A 14,525-nucleotide genomic window follows, 5' to 3' on the forward strand; every position below is an offset into this window, starting at 1 on the left:
AAAAGAAGTACGGTGGCAAGAGCAAGAAGGAAACACCTGTAACCATGCCGAACACAGAAGTTAAGCTTCTTAACGCCGAGAGTAGTTGGTGGGAGACTGCCTGCGAGGGTAGGACGTTGCCGTGCTTATGGAGGATTAGCTCAGCTGGGAGAGCATCTGCCTTACAAGCAGGAGGTCACAGGTTCGAGCCCTGTATCCTCCATTCCGAGTCGTTAGCTCAGTCGGTAGAGCATCTGACTTTTAATCAGAGGGTCGACGGTTCAAGCCCGTCACGACTCATGGCCCCATTTTTTGCGGGTGTGGCGGAATTGGCAGACGCGCTAGATTTAGGTTCTAGTGTTTTCGGACGTGTGGGTTCAAGTCCCACCACCCGTATTCGCCAATATTATTACCATATTTACATTATGCCGATTTAGCTCAGTTGGTAGAGCATCTGTCTTGTAAACAGGGGGTCGTACGTTCAAATCGTATAATCGGCATTACATATTTATGCGGAAGTAGTTCAGTGGTAGAACATCACCTTGCCATGGTGGGGGTCGCGGGTTCGAATCCCGTCTTCCGCTTTCATTACTTGCCGGGGTGGCGGAATTGGCAGACGCACGGGACTTAAAATCCCGCGGTTGGTTTCAACCGTACCGGTTCGACTCCGGTCCTCGGCATATAATGACGCGCCCTTAGCGCAACTGGATAGAGTGTCTGACTACGAATCAGAAGGTTGAAGGTTCAAATCCTTCAGGGCGCATTAATTTCGGGAAGTGGCTCAGTTTGGTAGAGCACCTGGTTTGGGACCAGGGGGTCGCAGGTTCGAATCCTGTCTTCCCGATTGTAATCTTTATTATTAATGGTTACATTTGTTTGTTGGCGGTGTAGCTCAGCTGGCTAGAGCGTCCGGTTCATACCCGGGAGGTCGAGGGTTCGATCCCCCCCGCCGCTATTTGTTCGACCTTGGACCTTTAGCTCAGTTGGTTAGAGCAGACGGCTCATAACCGTCCTGTCGTAGGTTCGAGTCCTACAAGGTCCATATGGCATGGTAATTTGTTAATATCGCGGGATGGAGCAGTATGGTAGCTCGTCGGGCTCATAACCCGAAGGTCGGTGGTTCAAATCCACCTCCCGCAATTGGTCCATTGGAGCAGTGGTTTATCTCGTCTCCCTGTCACGGAGAAGATCATCAGTTCGAATCTGATATGGACCGTAAGATGGCTCGGTAGCTCAGTCGGTAGAGCAAAGGATTGAAGCTCCTTGTGTCGGCGGTTCGATTCCGTCCCGCGCCATTTTTTGATATTTATTTGCGGGTATGGTTTAGTGGTAAAACGAAAGCCTTCCAAGCTTTAGTCGCGAGTCCGATTCTCGTTACCCGCTTTAGGGGCCTATAGCTCAGCTGGTTAGAGCGCACGCCTGATAAGCGTGAGGTCGATGGTTCAAGTCCATTTAGGCCCATCTAAATATATGGAGACTTACTCAAGTGGCTGAAGAGGCGCCCCTGCTAAGGGTGTAGATCGGGTTATTCCGGTGCGAGAGTTCGAATCCCTCAGTCTCCGCTATATAATAATAAAAAGGCTTGATACTTCAAAGTATCAAGCCTTTTTATTTACTTTCGTAAGGAAAATGCACGGCAAAAAAGTAATTTACATGTTTAATTTTTGGATTAAAGCAATTACAGTAGCTTCGTGCTTGGTTAATAAGTCGTTTTTATGACGACGTTGCCTAGCACCTTAGATTATGACTAAGCGATAAGAAATATGGTTTACTACTGCGCCGGAAGTTTCAACTTAAATGTATGCTAATCTTTTTAATTAGATTTGATAACCAACAATCGTAAAAGCGGTTATGTTATTTTTCTTTATGGAGCTAGTCTACTTACTGAAGGAATTAAAAGATGATTAATTTTTTGATATACGAGGTCGAAAAAATCATTTACGTCAATCTATTAATTTGATCTTGCAACAGCTTGGAAGCGTTAAAAATACCAATTCCCAATTTTTTATTCTCTAGTAAAGAGCATAAAGGAAAATTCGACCTCCATGCTTTTAAAAAAGGCGTACTGGGCTTGTTGGTACCAAGCAATTTGCCAATTGCGAAAGTGGGAGCATTTTATCTCTACTGGCGATTTTACCGCTAATCGCTTATTAGCAAGCATTTAGGGTGTTTTTGGTAATATTACAGAGCAAAATTGAATTTTTTACTTGTTGTTAACAAATTGTTTTAAAATTATGGTAAATAAAATTGCATGATTTAAAAATAGATTGGTCGAATTGTGGAATCAAAAAATAGCTACAATAAAAAGCCCAGATTATTGGACTTTTTATCTGCTATCCAGATTTAAATTCACAAATTTATTTTGGGGACGATTGTTTGTTCTGATTTAGTGGCGTTTTTTGCCTACTTTGTTTAAGGTACATTATATTAAATTGGTAGTGGTATAAATTAAGGACAGGTAAATGTAATAAATTTGTTTCTAGTTATGCTTCATTAATAGCTGCATTTTTATTAGTAGAATAGACTACACTAACTATTGTTGCTAAAATAATTAAACAAGTTACACCTAACAGTGTTAATGCGATAGTAATACCGAACGAAGCAGTAATTGTAGTAAAAATAGTTGTCATAACTGGCGCAGTCACTACTAAAATCGTGTTAAGCATTCCCATAGTTGATGACAAAATGTTTTGATCGACTGCTTTAACAAGCCACTGTGTTAATTTAGGGTTAGCCGTACCAATAAATATTGCAAGGCTTACCATGATTGGCAGACAAATGAAAATATTTTTAATAAGCATTGTACCAATAACTACGATACTTAAAGTTGCTGAAATAATTGCGATAGTGAATAATGACATATTCTTGAATAATTTTGTGCCTACAATACTACCAAGTGCCATACCAGCAGTCATTACACCTCCTATTAGGGCAATCGTAAAACTGTATGTTCCAATGACCATAGAAGACTTATTACCGGCGATTACGATTGAAATTAAAGGTTCAATTGTTCCTAAAACTCCATTTAATAAAGCAATTACTAAAACGACTGCTAACAACCCCTTTGCCTTTTTTACTTGTTTGAATGATAAAGCAATTGTTTTAAAGAACCCCTCTTCATTAACTGACGTAGTTCCTTCTTGAGGACGAGTCTTGTAATAATTACGGCCGACGCTGGCAAAAAGGGCACCTGCCACTAAAAATGTTAAGGCGTTGAAGATTGCTAGACTAGAATAAGACATGAAAAGTAATAAACCAGAACCAATGAATTGTGCAATCATATTGATAATACCGTTGATCCCACTAACAAATCCTTCAGCTTCAGCAACTTCATCATCTCCAACAATGTTAACAACTAGAGGCATTTGAAGGCCGTTAGAGTATGAGCCAGCGATATCTGATATTAAGTTAATACCAATAACAGCTAAAACTAGATTCCAACCAGCAAAGCCGCTGGCAAAAAGCAAGCCGACGATTAGATAGAGTCCAAAGCGTATAGCGGCTAACCAAACCATTAATTTGAATTTATTTTTGGTACGGTCAGCTAAATAGCCACTAAAAACTTGTAGAATTTGAGGTACTGATTCTGAAATTGAAATCAGTGAAATAGCTAAGGCATAATTTCTTAATTTACTTGCATAAGTAATAAGTGCTAAGTAAAACAAAATATTGCCTGCACCAGATAGAAAACTGGCGATTGTAAATTTTCGATAATCCTTGTTCTTTGCAAAAACGTCCATAATTTTATAACTCCTAAATTAAATATTTTATACATTAAGTTATAACGTGTTTATAATAAGGAATATCAAAAAAAGTCGTATTTGAATGTTAAACGCCAAATTTGAATGAAATTAAGAGGATCACGAATGACAATAGGACAATTGCTAAAGCAATATCGAATTGAGAGCTTGAAAACTCAAAAAGAATGGGCTGGTAATACGATTAGTACATCATATTATTCAAAAGTTGAAAAAGACCAGCACAGAATTACAGCCGAGGATCTAATTGCATTATTGCATGCTAATAACATTAAGCTGTGGGAATTTTTTGGCAGGCTTAGTCAAGAAGATAAAGTAAAATATGATGAAAACAGCGATATCGGCGAAGCAATTAATGAAGCGTTTTATCATAATGATAAGGAACAGCTTAAGGATATTAAAAATGTCATTGCAAATAGCGAAATAGTTGATAAAGAAGATCAGTTGCTATTTATAGATGCACTTATAGCTTTAGTTGGCAATCACGTAGAAGATCTTGATGAAAAAGAACGAATTAAGTTGAAAGAAAAGATTTTTAATATTTCTAATTTTGACGAAAATAAATTAGATTTGTATTGTAACTTGATGCCATTTTATGATCTTGATAGCAACTTGTTAATAAGTCGGCGAGTGATTACGCAATTTTGCCATTCTGGGAGTTCGAATGTTCAAGAAACAATATTAGGAATAGAGATAAACATGTTAATTATGTGTATTGAGAAAAGTAGATATAAAGAAACAGAATTCTTTATTCGGACAGCTGATCAAATTAGTACTAAACCAAATTTGTTTTTTTATAAAAACTGCATTTTTATACTTAAAAATATAGTGAATTATCACTATGAAAGAAAGGATGAGTATTTAAATAAAGCTCGAATGGCAATTGATCACATTAGTTCGTTAGGCATGCCGGAGTATAGCAAAGATATGAAAGACATTCTAGATAAGTATGGGAAAAATTAAAAAAAGTCGTATTTGATATTTAAAATTCAAATACGACTTTTTTATTATCTTCTGTTAAATCGAAAATATACTTAAGCTACAAAGTTTAAAACAGAAGGAGAGGAAAATATGAATACATCAACTTTTACATGGATGATTATTATCATTCACAAGTAATGCAAGTAATGAATAAAGCGGAGCAACAAACAGTTAAACATCAAGTATCTACAAAAGGAGTGTTGATAAAATTTTAAATCACCAGTTTATAAGTTAATATTTTTGGTGGTCTTTTTCTTTTTTTAAAGGCCTTATATGGCGCGGATAGTTTGTTTGAAGACACCTGATTCATTCGCTAACTGCTTGATTGTTTTGGCCACAATACATTCTTCATCTTAGTAATTACTGCTGATTATTTAGGTATAGCTACCAAGAAGTTGAAAACTATAGGATAGCTGCTCGTGTCGCACATGTCTAGATTGTTGACCGGTTAAAAATAAAGAATAGGTTTTTAATGTTATACCTTAAGAAAAAAACAAATTTTTTTCAAAAAAGTCTTGCAAGATCACTTTGAATCCTGTATTATAAATAGCGTTGTGAGTCAACGTAGTAGCTCAACTTAATTATTTGAAAAAATTGTTGACTTTCTTGCTTAAGTTAGGTATTATAATTAAGCGTTATGTGACATTTGTCATGACGAATCTGACCCGTTGGTCAAGTGGTTAAGACATCGCCCTTTCACGGCGGTAACATGGGTTCAAATCCCGTACGGGTCATTACCACTAATATTTTGGTAAATTTACAATTGGAGGATTACCCAAGTGGCTTAAGGGGACGGTTTTGAAAACCGTTAGACGGTCTTGCCGTGCGTGGGTTCAAATCCCACATCCTCCTTTATAATATCGCGGGATGGAGCAGTATGGTAGCTCGTCGGGCTCATAACCCGAAGGTCGGTGGTTCAAATCCATCTCCCGCAATTGGTCCATTGGAGCAGTGGTTTATCTCGTCTCCCTGTCACGGAGAAGATCATCAGTTCGAATCTGATATGGACCGTAAGATGGCTCGGTAGCTCAGTCGGTAGAGCAAAGGATTGAAGCTCCTTGTGTCGGCGGTTCGATTCCGTCCCGCGCCATCAGCCTGGAGGAGTAGCGAAGTGGCTAAACGCGGCGGTCTGTAAAACCGCTCTCTCTGAGTTCGGCGGTTCGAATCCACCCTCCTCCATAATAGGGATATCGTATAAAGGTAGTACATCGGTCTCCAAAACCGCTAGTGTGGGTTCAATTCCTACTATCCCTGTTAAAACTTTATGGCGGAATTGGTGAAGGGGTTAACACACCGGTTTGTGGATCCGGCATACATGGGTTCGAATCCCATATTCCGCCCTAGCATTGGGATATAGCCAAGTGGTAAGGCACTAGACTTTGACTCTATTATGCGCTGGTTCGAATCCAGCTATCCCAATCTATTAATAAAATATTCGATGGCGGTGTAGCCAAGTGGTAAGGCAGAGGTCTGCAAAACCTTAATCGTCGGTTCAAATCCGATCCCCGCCTTTGGTTCAGTCATTGAGCTTTAAATTAATAAGTAGCTTTTATGGCGGTGTGGCGGAATTGGCAGACGCGTCAGACTCAAAATCTGGTGTCCCTTGGGACGTATCGGTTCGACCCCGATCACCGCTATAATAATTAGCCCTTCTGAAGGGCTATTTTTTTATAATTTTTTGCTTTTTTTCTTATATAAATTGCACAAGTATTAACTAATCTTTATAATACCTTTATACGGAGGTATTCAAATGAATATTGGTATTTTTACCGATACATATTTCCCACAAATAAGTGGAGTGGCAACATCAATTGAAACGCTTAAAGAAGCTCTAGAAGATCAGGGACATAATGTTTTTATTTTTACAACTACTGATCCCCATGTTGAAAAAGGACGAGTAGATGCTAATGTTTTTCGTTTTAGTAGTGTACCGTTTATTTCTTTTACTGATCGCCGAATTGCCTATAGAGGTTTTTTTGAAGCAACTAAGGTTGCTCGTGAAGTTAAGCTTGATATTGTTCATACTCAAACTGAATTTGCACTAGGAATGATAGGTAAGTATGTAGCCCATCAGCTCAAGATTCCAGCCATTCATACTTATCATACAATGTATGAGGACTATTTACATTATGTTCTAAATGGTCATTTGCTTAGACCATATCATGTTAAGCAGTTTACCAAGGTCTTTCTTAAAAACATGGATGGGGTAATTGCTCCTAGCGAACGTGTAGACGAACTTTTAAAACGTTATAGGGTTGGTATACCTATAAAGGTAATTCCAACAGGCGTGGACGTTAAAAACATGAATAAGAAGGTAAATCGTGATATTCGTCAAGAACTAGGCATTGCTGCTGATGCACCAGTAATATTAACTTTAAGTAGAATCGCTGGCGAAAAAAAGATTGATCGCATACTTAATGTGATGCCAGAAATCGTTGAAGAATTTCCTAATGTTTGTTTAGTTATTTCTGGTGATGGACCTGATGTTAAAGTATTGCAAGATCAAGTGGAGCGGCTGACCCTTGAAAATAATGTAATTTTTACTGGTGATGTGAATCATGATGACGTCGGAGCCTTTTACAAAATGGCAAATTTATTTGTTTCAGCCAGTGATACTGAAACACAAGGATTAACTTACATTGAAGCATTAGCAGCTGGAACAAAATGTGTAGTTTATGATACTGATTATACTGAACATGTTTTTGATGATCCTGACTTTGGTCAAGTATTTACTACTCCAAGCGAGATGCGCGACAAAATTATATTCTATTTAAATAATAAGCAAACTATAATTCCTAAAGATAAACTAAAGACGAAACTCGATCAAATTTCTGCTGAAAAATTTGGTAGAGAAGTTTATCAGTTTTATCAAGAAGTAATTGATAATTATCAAGAAAATTTTAAAGAGGATTCAAATGATTAGAATCAACATGTTCTCACAAGCAGATTCTGTAGCTGGTCAAGGTGTTGGCTCAGCTTACAAAGAATTGATGAGCTTGCTTAGGACGCATTTAATTAATGAATTTTACGTGACAAATAATAAATATGGGCTGAGTGATTTAACCCACTATCATACAATTAATCCAACTTATTATGCCAATAGTTTTTCACCAGCTAGAGGACGTAAGATTGGATATGTGCATTTTTTGCCTGAAACACTTGAAGGTTCACTTCAATTACCTTCATATGCTAAAAAAGTCTTTTATAACTATGTCATTGATTTTTACAAAAGAATGGATCAAATTGTTGTAGTTAATCCAATTTTTATTGATAAGTTAGTTAAATATGGCATCAGACGAGAAAATATAAAATATATTCCTAATTTTGTAGCTAAAAATGAATTTTATCCCAAGAAACAAGTAGAAAAAAATGCTTTTCGTCATCAAATAGGGATTCCATTGGATAAATTTGTTGTTTTTGGAGATGGTCAAGTTCAAGCACGTAAAGGTGTCGATGATTTTGTAAAAATGGCCAAAGCTAATCCAGAGATTCAATTTATTTGGGCTGGAGGTTTCTCATTTGGTAAAATTACTGACGGCTATGAGCATTTTAAAAAAATGGTTGACCAACCACCAAAAAATTTGCAATTTACAGGGATCATTGACCGGCAAAAGTTAGTTGACTACTTAAATATTGCCAATCTTTTTGTTTTACCATCATATGATGAATTATTTCCAATGTCAGTGCTTGAAGCATTTAGCTGTGGTACGCCAGTATTATTGCGTAATCTTGACTTATATGAAGCAATTATTAGTGGCTATTATCTAAAAGGTAAGGACTTTGCTGAGATGAATGCACAACTTCGTCAAGCTGTGCAAGATCAAGCGCTCTTAAATAAATACAGTAATTTATCAATTAAAGCTAGTGAAAAATATTCAGAAAATAACTTAGCAAAAATTTGGAACGATTTTTATCATGAACAATATGAAATTGGACAAAAATTAGGGCAGATTCACTAATGAATAAAAAATATTTTTGGGGAATTGTGGTTGTTTTATTAATTAGTGGCGGAGTCTTATACTTAGACCTCAAAGACATACCTTTTGTTCACTTAATCGAAGCTGCTAAAAATATAAATGTTATTGCTTTATTTGCAGTATTTGGTCTAATGATGCTATCTTATGCTTTTGAAGCGAGTATATTAGCAGTGTTAGCGAAGAGAAAGAACGAACCTAGGCGCTCAAGATGGGCTTTTTTTCGTATACCGATAATCCAAGCTTTATTTAATGCAATAACGCCTATGTCAACTGGGGGACAACCTTCACAGTTAGCAGCAATGATTCAGATTGGAATTGAAGGAGGACGGGCGACTTCAATTTTATTAATGAAATTTATTATTTATCAAATTGTAGTATTTTTTGCTTATGTGATAACGATTATTACTGGATTTAACTTGGTTGCAACCAAGTTCGCTGGCTTGGCTTTTCTGATTGCGGTTGGTTTTTTACTACACATTAGTTCAATTGTCTTTTTACTAGCAATTTTTTTTGCTTATGATTGGACAAAAAGAGTGACAAATATCTTAATGGATTTATTGAGTAGATTTATTAATACTAGCCGAGTTGCTGGCTGGCGAAATGGTACTTTAGAAAAGATTGATGCCTTTTATTATGAAAGTCAGAAATTAAGACAGGAAAAAAAGAAATTACTTTTGTCTGGTAGTTTAACGATATTACAGTTACTGTGTTTTTATTCGGTGCCATATTTGATATTACTAACTTTAAATGTATCGGCTGATTGGGTAAGCGTCACTCAAATGAATATTATGATTATGATGTTGATGTCAATAGTCCCAATTCCAGGAGCATCTGGTGGCGCTGAGTATAGTTTTCAGACACTTTTTGCAACATTTGTTTCTTCGCGTGGTTCATTGATTTTGGTTATGTTTTTGTGGCGTTTTGTTACGTATTTTTTTGGCATGATTTTAGGAATATTAGGCTGGATTTTTAAACCCCAAAAAATTTCTAGTACACTAGATGATTGATTTTAACTAAAAGATGTAGTAAGTAATCATACTGATTAGGATATTGGCATGGCAAAAGGAGAATAAAATGACACGAATTAAATCTTTTCTTCAATGGCTAACACAAGATAAATTGGGTTTTTTTGTCATTGTTTTAATGGCCTTTTGGCTAAAAACCTACATTGCATACTTGACCAAATTTAATTTAGGTTCAGTGGGTGCGATGCAAAACTTTTTATTATTTATTAACCCGCTTCCTGCTGCCATTTTATTGATGGGAATAGGTCTATTTTTTAAAGGGCGTAAATCATACTGGATTATTTTATCAATTGATCTATTACTGACTTTATGGTTATTTGCTAATATTTTATATTATCGGGAATTTTCTAACTTTTTATCCGTTTCAATTATTAAGACTTCTGGTTCAACTGCAGATAATTTAGGTAAAAGTATTATAGGAATAATTCATCCAAGTGATTTTTTAGTTTTTCTGGATTTCATAATAATTATTGGATTAATATCCAGTAAGGTAATTAGGTATGATCTCCGTCCTTTAAAATTGAAATTCAATTTATTAGTAGAGGGACTAGCAGCAATATTAATTGGACTGAACTTATTAATGGCACAAAAAGATCGGTCTGGCCTTTTAACTAGAACTTTTGATAATAGTTATATTGTTAAATACCTAGGAATGAATGAATATGCAATCTATGATGGCTTTAAAACCGCCCAAACAAGTGAACAGATGGCTAAAGCTAATGTATCAGATTTGCAATCGGTAAAAAAGTATTTAAAAAGTAATTCAGTTAAACCTAATGCAACATATACTGGCGTTGCCAAAGGGAAAAATGTTTTAATTATTCATTTGGAAAGTTTTCAGCAATTTTTGATTGACTACAAGTGGAAAGGTAAAGCAGTTACCCCCAACTTGAATAAGCTTTATCATTCTAAAAATAGTCTAAGTTTTGCTAATTTTTATAATCAAGTTGGTCAAGGTAAGACATCAGATGCTGAAATGATGCTTGAAAATTCACTTTACGGCTTGCAGTCTGGTTCAGCTATGTCTAGTTATGGCACATCTAATACCTTTGAGAGTGCTCCAGCCATCTTAAAGCAAAAAGCAAATTATACAACTGCAGTTATGCATGGTGGAGCAGGATCATTTTGGAATCGAAATAATGCATACAAGCAGTTCGGCTATCAATACTTTATGCCCCTTTCGTACTATGATAATAAGCCAAAATATTATATTGGTTATGGCTTAAAAGATAAAATCTTTTTCTCTCAATCAATTAAATATATAGAGCGCCTGCCGCAGCCGTTTTATTTAAAATTGCTAACCGTTACTAACCATTATCCTTATGAGATCGATAAGAAAAACCAAAAAATAGAACGTACGGATACTGGTGATGAAACAGTTGATGGTTATGTTCAGACAGCGCATTACTTGGATCAGGCTGTAGGTGAATTGCTTTCTTGGATGAAAAAAACGGGCCTAGATCAAAAGACAATTTTGGTTCTATATGGTGATCACTACGGTATTTCTGGTAATCATCATAAAGCTAGCGCTGAATTATTAAAGCAAGCTGATTTTACTAATTTCGATAATTTAAAATTTCAAAGGGTACCATTAATATTTAACATGAGAGGACTTAATGGCGGCATTAAAAAAACATATGGCGGTGAAATAGATGTGTTGCCAACTTTACTAAATTTACTTGGAATTAATAATCAAGATACTATTCAATTTGGGCATGACTTGTTGAGTTCAGCAGCGCCGCAAATTGTTGCTCAAAGAAATGGCGACTTTATTACGCCAAAATATGCAAAAGTAGGCGGAAATTATTATAGTACTAAGACAGGATTAGAAATAGAACATCCTGATAAAAAATTAAATGCTGAACTTGTTGGCCTCTCAAATAAAGTTACTACGCAATTGTCGCTATCAGACCGAGTAATTGCGGGGAATTTGCTACGTTTTTATAAGCCTAAATGGTTTAAAAAAGTTACGCCACATAAATATGATTATAATGAGGAAAAGTCTTTGAAAGATTTATTTAGTCAAAATAAGACTTCAATGTGGTATCAGAATCATCAGAAGTCAACGCAGTCGAAGTTTAAAACTGATGCGCCAGAATTGGAAAAATAAAATTAGTAATAAAACATATTTTGTGCTAAAATTTAACAGTAATCGTATCTGTATATTGGAGGCAGCATATTGTATAATTTATTTATGACGCTACTAATTATTGTTTCAATTTTAATCGTTATTGTTACAATGATGCAGCCGCAAAAGCAGCAAGATGCATTAAATGCCTTATCTGGCGGTGCAGTTTTTAGTGGACAAACAAAAAAACGTGGTTTTGAAGCATTTATGGAAAAAGTGACCGCAATTTTATTAGTTCTCTTTTTTGCTTTTGCTATTGTGTTAGCTTATTTGTCCTCAAAATAAGCGTTGGTTCCTCCCAATCAAACGATGGGAGGATTTTTTTTATCTTTTTATTAAAGAATGGAGATTAGTGCATGGCACAAAACGATAAAATCTTAGCTAATGTTTTAGAGATATTTCGTCATAATCCCAAAAAACAATATCAAGTAGAACAAATTGATCGAATGTTGCGGCGCGACCACCTAGGTAACTTTTCTGATATCGTTAAAGCTTTGTCTTTCCTTGAGCAACAAAAACAAATTATTACTGACGGCAACGGACATTATCAGCTTACTCAAGAAAATATTGTTGTTGAAGGAGTTTTTAAGGCTAATAGTAAAGGATTTGGCTTTGTGAGACTCGAAGATGAAGAAGCCGATGATGTCTTTATTGCTAAAGATTATACAAATTGTGCACTTGATGGTGATCAAGTGCGTGTAAAGATCACTGCTGGTGGTAACCCTTGGAATGGTAAGGGGCCAGAGGGTCAAGTTGAAGAAGTTGTTGAACATGGCATTGAGAATGTAGTCGGGGAATTTAATCCTTTAACCGATCAACAAGTTAAAGTTAGTCATTATATTGGCTATGTAGTAAGTACTAATAAAAAATTAGCAAATTACCGTATTTATGTGGGTGAAGTCGGACTACACCCACAAAAGGGTGACATTGTTAAGGTGGCAATTGAAAAGTATCCTAATGAAGCTAATCCTGATACAATGCTAGGAATTATTACCAACGTCATTGGTAATAAAAATACTCCTGGTGTTGATATTATGGCAATTGTTTCTGCTCATAACGTTCGTTGTGAATGGGATCAAAAAGCATTGGATCAAGCTAACGCAATTCCGGATCATGTGACTGCTGAAGATATGGCTAATCGAGAAGATATTCGTGAACAACCAACAGTTACAATTGATGGTGATGATTCTAAAGACTTTGATGATGCAGTTGTTTTGTGGAAATTACCTAATGGTAATTATCATTTAGGTGTTCACATTGCTGATGTTGCCTATTATATTAAAGAAAATTCTCCTTTAGACCAAGAGGCATACACTAGGGGTAACAGTACCTATTTAGTTGATCGAGTAATTCCAATGTTACCATTTAGATTATCTAATGGAATTTGTTCCTTAAATGAGGGCGAAGACAGATTAGTTTTATCATGCGATATGGAAATTACTCCTGAAGGTGAACGGGTAAATTACTGTATACATCCTTCTGTTATGCGCTCACAGGCTAGAATGACTTATAACAATGTAAATAAGGTCTTAGATTTAAATAATCGTGAACCATTGGAAGAAAAATACCATAAGCTGGCACCAATGCTACATGATATGGCAGAATTGCACAATGCACTTTATCAAAAGCGCCATCAGCGTGGTGCAATTGATTTTGAAGAACCGGAAGCTAAAATTGTCGTCGATGAGCTAGGGAAACCCGTTGATATTGTCCTTCATAATCGTGGAATTGCCGAAAAAATGATAGAATCCTTTATGCTGATAGCTAATGAAACAGTAGCTGAGGATTTTTATAAAAAGCATGTTCCGTTTTTATATCGGGTCCATGAAACTCCAGATGGTGAGCGGATTAAGGGATTCTTTGAATTTTGTAGTGCTTTTGGGTTGCAAATTACGGCTGATCCTAACCATGTTCGCCCAATTGACTTACAAAAAGTAGTTTCAAAAACATTAGAAACGCCAGAAGAAGCTGTGGTTCAGATGATGATGCTTCGTAGTCTAAAACAGGCACATTATTCAGAAGAACCGCTAGGTCACTTTGGTCTTGCAGCCAAATTTTATACGCATTTTACTTCACCAATTAGGCGTTATTCTGATTTAATGGTTCACCGTATGATTCATGAATACATGGATCAGGGAACCGATAAAGCTATTCAAGCTCATTTTGCTAGTTGTTTACCTGATGTTGCCGATCAAACTTCAACTCAAGAACGTGTGTCAATTGATACTGAACGCGAAGTTAATGATTTAAAGATGACGGAATATATGTCGGATCAAGTTGGACAACACTTTGCTGCAGTTGTTTCATCCGTAACTAGTTTTGGTATGTTTATTCAGTTACCCAATACAGTTGAAGGTTTAATTCATATTTCGAATTTAACGGATGATTTTTATAGTTTTAATGAAAAAAGCATGACTTTAACTGGACGAGGAACGCACAAGCAATATCATGTTGGAATGCCAATTAAGGTTACTTTAATAAATGCTAATATTGAACAGCACCAACTTGACTTTGAAATCTATGATCCTGATGCACCTAAGAAGGCACATAATGATCGTGGGCATGGTTTTAAGAAGACGCAGGACCGTAACCGCTCTAATCATCGTGGTAAGCGGACTGGTTTTCATCAAAGCGGCAATCATCCGCATTTAAGTAGATATAAGCGGTAGGTTAAAAA

General features: G+C 36.1%; 8 protein-coding genes, 27 tRNA genes and 1 rRNA gene. 35 read left to right on the plus strand and 1 reads right to left on the minus strand.

Annotated features, from left to right (window positions below; all coding sequences use genetic code 11):
• Positions 1 to 8: 8 nt before the first annotated feature.
• The 17 genes from rrf (at position 9) to F5ESL0225_RS01640 (ending at position 1,541) form a co-directional block, all read left to right on the plus strand.
• Positions 9 to 125, plus strand: a 5S ribosomal RNA gene (gene rrf, locus F5ESL0225_RS01560).
• A 4-nt stretch (positions 126 to 129) separates the two neighbouring features.
• Positions 130 to 202 (plus strand) — tRNA-Val (locus F5ESL0225_RS01565).
• Positions 203 to 206: 4 nt separating this feature from the next.
• Positions 207 to 279: transfer RNA gene (locus tag F5ESL0225_RS01570), tRNA-Lys, on the plus strand.
• Positions 280 to 293: 14 nt separating this feature from the next.
• Positions 294 to 375, plus strand: a tRNA-Leu gene (locus F5ESL0225_RS01575).
• A 31-nt stretch (positions 376 to 406) separates the two neighbouring features.
• Positions 407 to 479: transfer RNA gene (locus tag F5ESL0225_RS01580), tRNA-Thr, on the plus strand.
• A 12-nt stretch (positions 480 to 491) separates the two neighbouring features.
• Positions 492 to 563, plus strand: a tRNA-Gly gene (locus tag F5ESL0225_RS01585).
• 10 nt (positions 564 to 573) lie between these two features.
• A tRNA-Leu gene (locus F5ESL0225_RS01590) sits at positions 574 to 659 on the plus strand.
• A gap of 9 nt (positions 660 to 668) precedes the next feature.
• Positions 669 to 742 (plus strand) — tRNA-Arg (locus tag F5ESL0225_RS01595).
• A gap of 7 nt (positions 743 to 749) precedes the next feature.
• Positions 750 to 823 (plus strand) — tRNA-Pro (locus F5ESL0225_RS01600).
• 37 nt (positions 824 to 860) lie between these two features.
• A tRNA-Met gene (locus F5ESL0225_RS01605) sits at positions 861 to 934 on the plus strand.
• Positions 935 to 947: 13 nt separating this feature from the next.
• Positions 948 to 1,021, plus strand: a tRNA-Ile gene (locus F5ESL0225_RS01610).
• Between the two features lie 24 nt (positions 1,022 to 1,045).
• Positions 1,046 to 1,119 (plus strand) — tRNA-Met (locus F5ESL0225_RS01615).
• 2 nt (positions 1,120 to 1,121) lie between these two features.
• Positions 1,122 to 1,195, plus strand: a tRNA-Asp gene (locus tag F5ESL0225_RS01620).
• 6 nt (positions 1,196 to 1,201) lie between these two features.
• Positions 1,202 to 1,274, plus strand: a tRNA-Phe gene (locus F5ESL0225_RS01625).
• Positions 1,275 to 1,291: 17 nt separating this feature from the next.
• A tRNA-Gly gene (locus F5ESL0225_RS01630) sits at positions 1,292 to 1,362 on the plus strand.
• Between the two features lie 4 nt (positions 1,363 to 1,366).
• Positions 1,367 to 1,440: transfer RNA gene (locus tag F5ESL0225_RS01635), tRNA-Ile, on the plus strand.
• An 11-nt stretch (positions 1,441 to 1,451) separates the two neighbouring features.
• Positions 1,452 to 1,541, plus strand: a tRNA-Ser gene (locus F5ESL0225_RS01640).
• Positions 1,542 to 2,462: 921 nt separating this feature from the next.
• On the opposite strand, the gene F5ESL0225_RS01645 is transcribed toward F5ESL0225_RS01640, so the two are convergent.
• A complete protein-coding gene (locus F5ESL0225_RS01645; RefSeq protein WP_122047734.1) occupies positions 2,463 to 3,719 on the minus strand; it encodes an MFS transporter in 1,257 nt (418 codons plus the stop codon).
• 126 nt (positions 3,720 to 3,845) lie between these two features.
• On the opposite strand from F5ESL0225_RS01645, the gene F5ESL0225_RS01650 reads away from it, so the two are divergent.
• The 18 genes from F5ESL0225_RS01650 to rnr all read left to right on the plus strand — a co-directional run bounded on the left by F5ESL0225_RS01650 (position 3,846) and on the right by rnr (position 14,517).
• Positions 3,846 to 4,700 (plus strand): helix-turn-helix domain-containing protein, encoded by an 855-nt coding sequence (locus tag F5ESL0225_RS01650; RefSeq protein ID WP_158592374.1) that lies wholly within the window; start codon positions 3,846 to 3,848, stop codon positions 4,698 to 4,700.
• Positions 4,701 to 5,380: 680 nt separating this feature from the next.
• Positions 5,381 to 5,452 (plus strand) — tRNA-Glu (locus F5ESL0225_RS01655).
• Between the two features lie 31 nt (positions 5,453 to 5,483).
• Positions 5,484 to 5,570, plus strand: a tRNA-Ser gene (locus tag F5ESL0225_RS01660).
• A 9-nt stretch (positions 5,571 to 5,579) separates the two neighbouring features.
• Positions 5,580 to 5,653, plus strand: a tRNA-Met gene (locus tag F5ESL0225_RS01665).
• 2 nt (positions 5,654 to 5,655) lie between these two features.
• A tRNA-Asp gene (locus tag F5ESL0225_RS01670) sits at positions 5,656 to 5,729 on the plus strand.
• A gap of 6 nt (positions 5,730 to 5,735) precedes the next feature.
• Positions 5,736 to 5,808: transfer RNA gene (locus tag F5ESL0225_RS01675), tRNA-Phe, on the plus strand.
• Between the two features lie 7 nt (positions 5,809 to 5,815).
• A tRNA-Tyr gene (locus F5ESL0225_RS01680) sits at positions 5,816 to 5,897 on the plus strand.
• Between the two features lie 4 nt (positions 5,898 to 5,901).
• Positions 5,902 to 5,972 (plus strand) — tRNA-Trp (locus tag F5ESL0225_RS01685).
• A gap of 13 nt (positions 5,973 to 5,985) precedes the next feature.
• Positions 5,986 to 6,058: transfer RNA gene (locus tag F5ESL0225_RS01690), tRNA-His, on the plus strand.
• 7 nt (positions 6,059 to 6,065) lie between these two features.
• Positions 6,066 to 6,137, plus strand: a tRNA-Gln gene (locus tag F5ESL0225_RS01695).
• A gap of 21 nt (positions 6,138 to 6,158) precedes the next feature.
• A tRNA-Cys gene (locus F5ESL0225_RS01700) sits at positions 6,159 to 6,229 on the plus strand.
• A 42-nt stretch (positions 6,230 to 6,271) separates the two neighbouring features.
• A tRNA-Leu gene (locus F5ESL0225_RS01705) sits at positions 6,272 to 6,355 on the plus strand.
• 113 nt (positions 6,356 to 6,468) lie between these two features.
• The gene (locus tag F5ESL0225_RS01710) at positions 6,469 to 7,641 is read left to right on the plus strand and encodes a glycosyltransferase family 4 protein (protein WP_122024450.1); all 1,173 of its coding nucleotides are present in this window, start codon (positions 6,469 to 6,471) and stop codon (positions 7,639 to 7,641) included.
• The gene (locus F5ESL0225_RS01715; protein ID WP_122021339.1) at positions 7,634 to 8,677 is read left to right on the plus strand and encodes a glycosyltransferase family 4 protein; all 1,044 of its coding nucleotides are present in this window, start codon (positions 7,634 to 7,636) and stop codon (positions 8,675 to 8,677) included. Before F5ESL0225_RS01710 ends, F5ESL0225_RS01715 begins: the two co-directional genes overlap by 8 nt.
• A complete protein-coding gene (locus F5ESL0225_RS01720) occupies positions 8,677 to 9,702 on the plus strand; it encodes a lysylphosphatidylglycerol synthase transmembrane domain-containing protein (RefSeq protein WP_122021340.1) in 1,026 nt (341 codons plus the stop codon). Before F5ESL0225_RS01715 ends, F5ESL0225_RS01720 begins: the two co-directional genes overlap by 1 nt.
• 67 nt (positions 9,703 to 9,769) lie before the next feature.
• Complete coding sequence (locus F5ESL0225_RS01725) at positions 9,770 to 11,830, plus strand: LTA synthase family protein (RefSeq protein WP_122021341.1); 2,061 nt, start codon at positions 9,770 to 9,772, stop codon at positions 11,828 to 11,830.
• A gap of 69 nt (positions 11,831 to 11,899) precedes the next feature.
• Positions 11,900 to 12,133 (plus strand): preprotein translocase subunit SecG, encoded by a 234-nt coding sequence (gene secG / locus F5ESL0225_RS01730; RefSeq protein WP_090093394.1) that lies wholly within the window; start codon positions 11,900 to 11,902, stop codon positions 12,131 to 12,133.
• Positions 12,134 to 12,204: 71 nt separating this feature from the next.
• Entirely contained in the window at positions 12,205 to 14,517 is a 2,313-nt protein-coding gene (gene rnr / locus F5ESL0225_RS01735) for a ribonuclease R (protein WP_122047735.1), read from the plus strand.
• Positions 14,518 to 14,525: the final 8 nt, after the last annotated feature.

Origin of the sequence: Lactobacillus sp. ESL0225 (assembly GCF_003692905.1) — a bacterium.
GTDB classification, from domain to species: domain Bacteria; phylum Bacillota; class Bacilli; order Lactobacillales; family Lactobacillaceae; genus Lactobacillus; species Lactobacillus bombicola.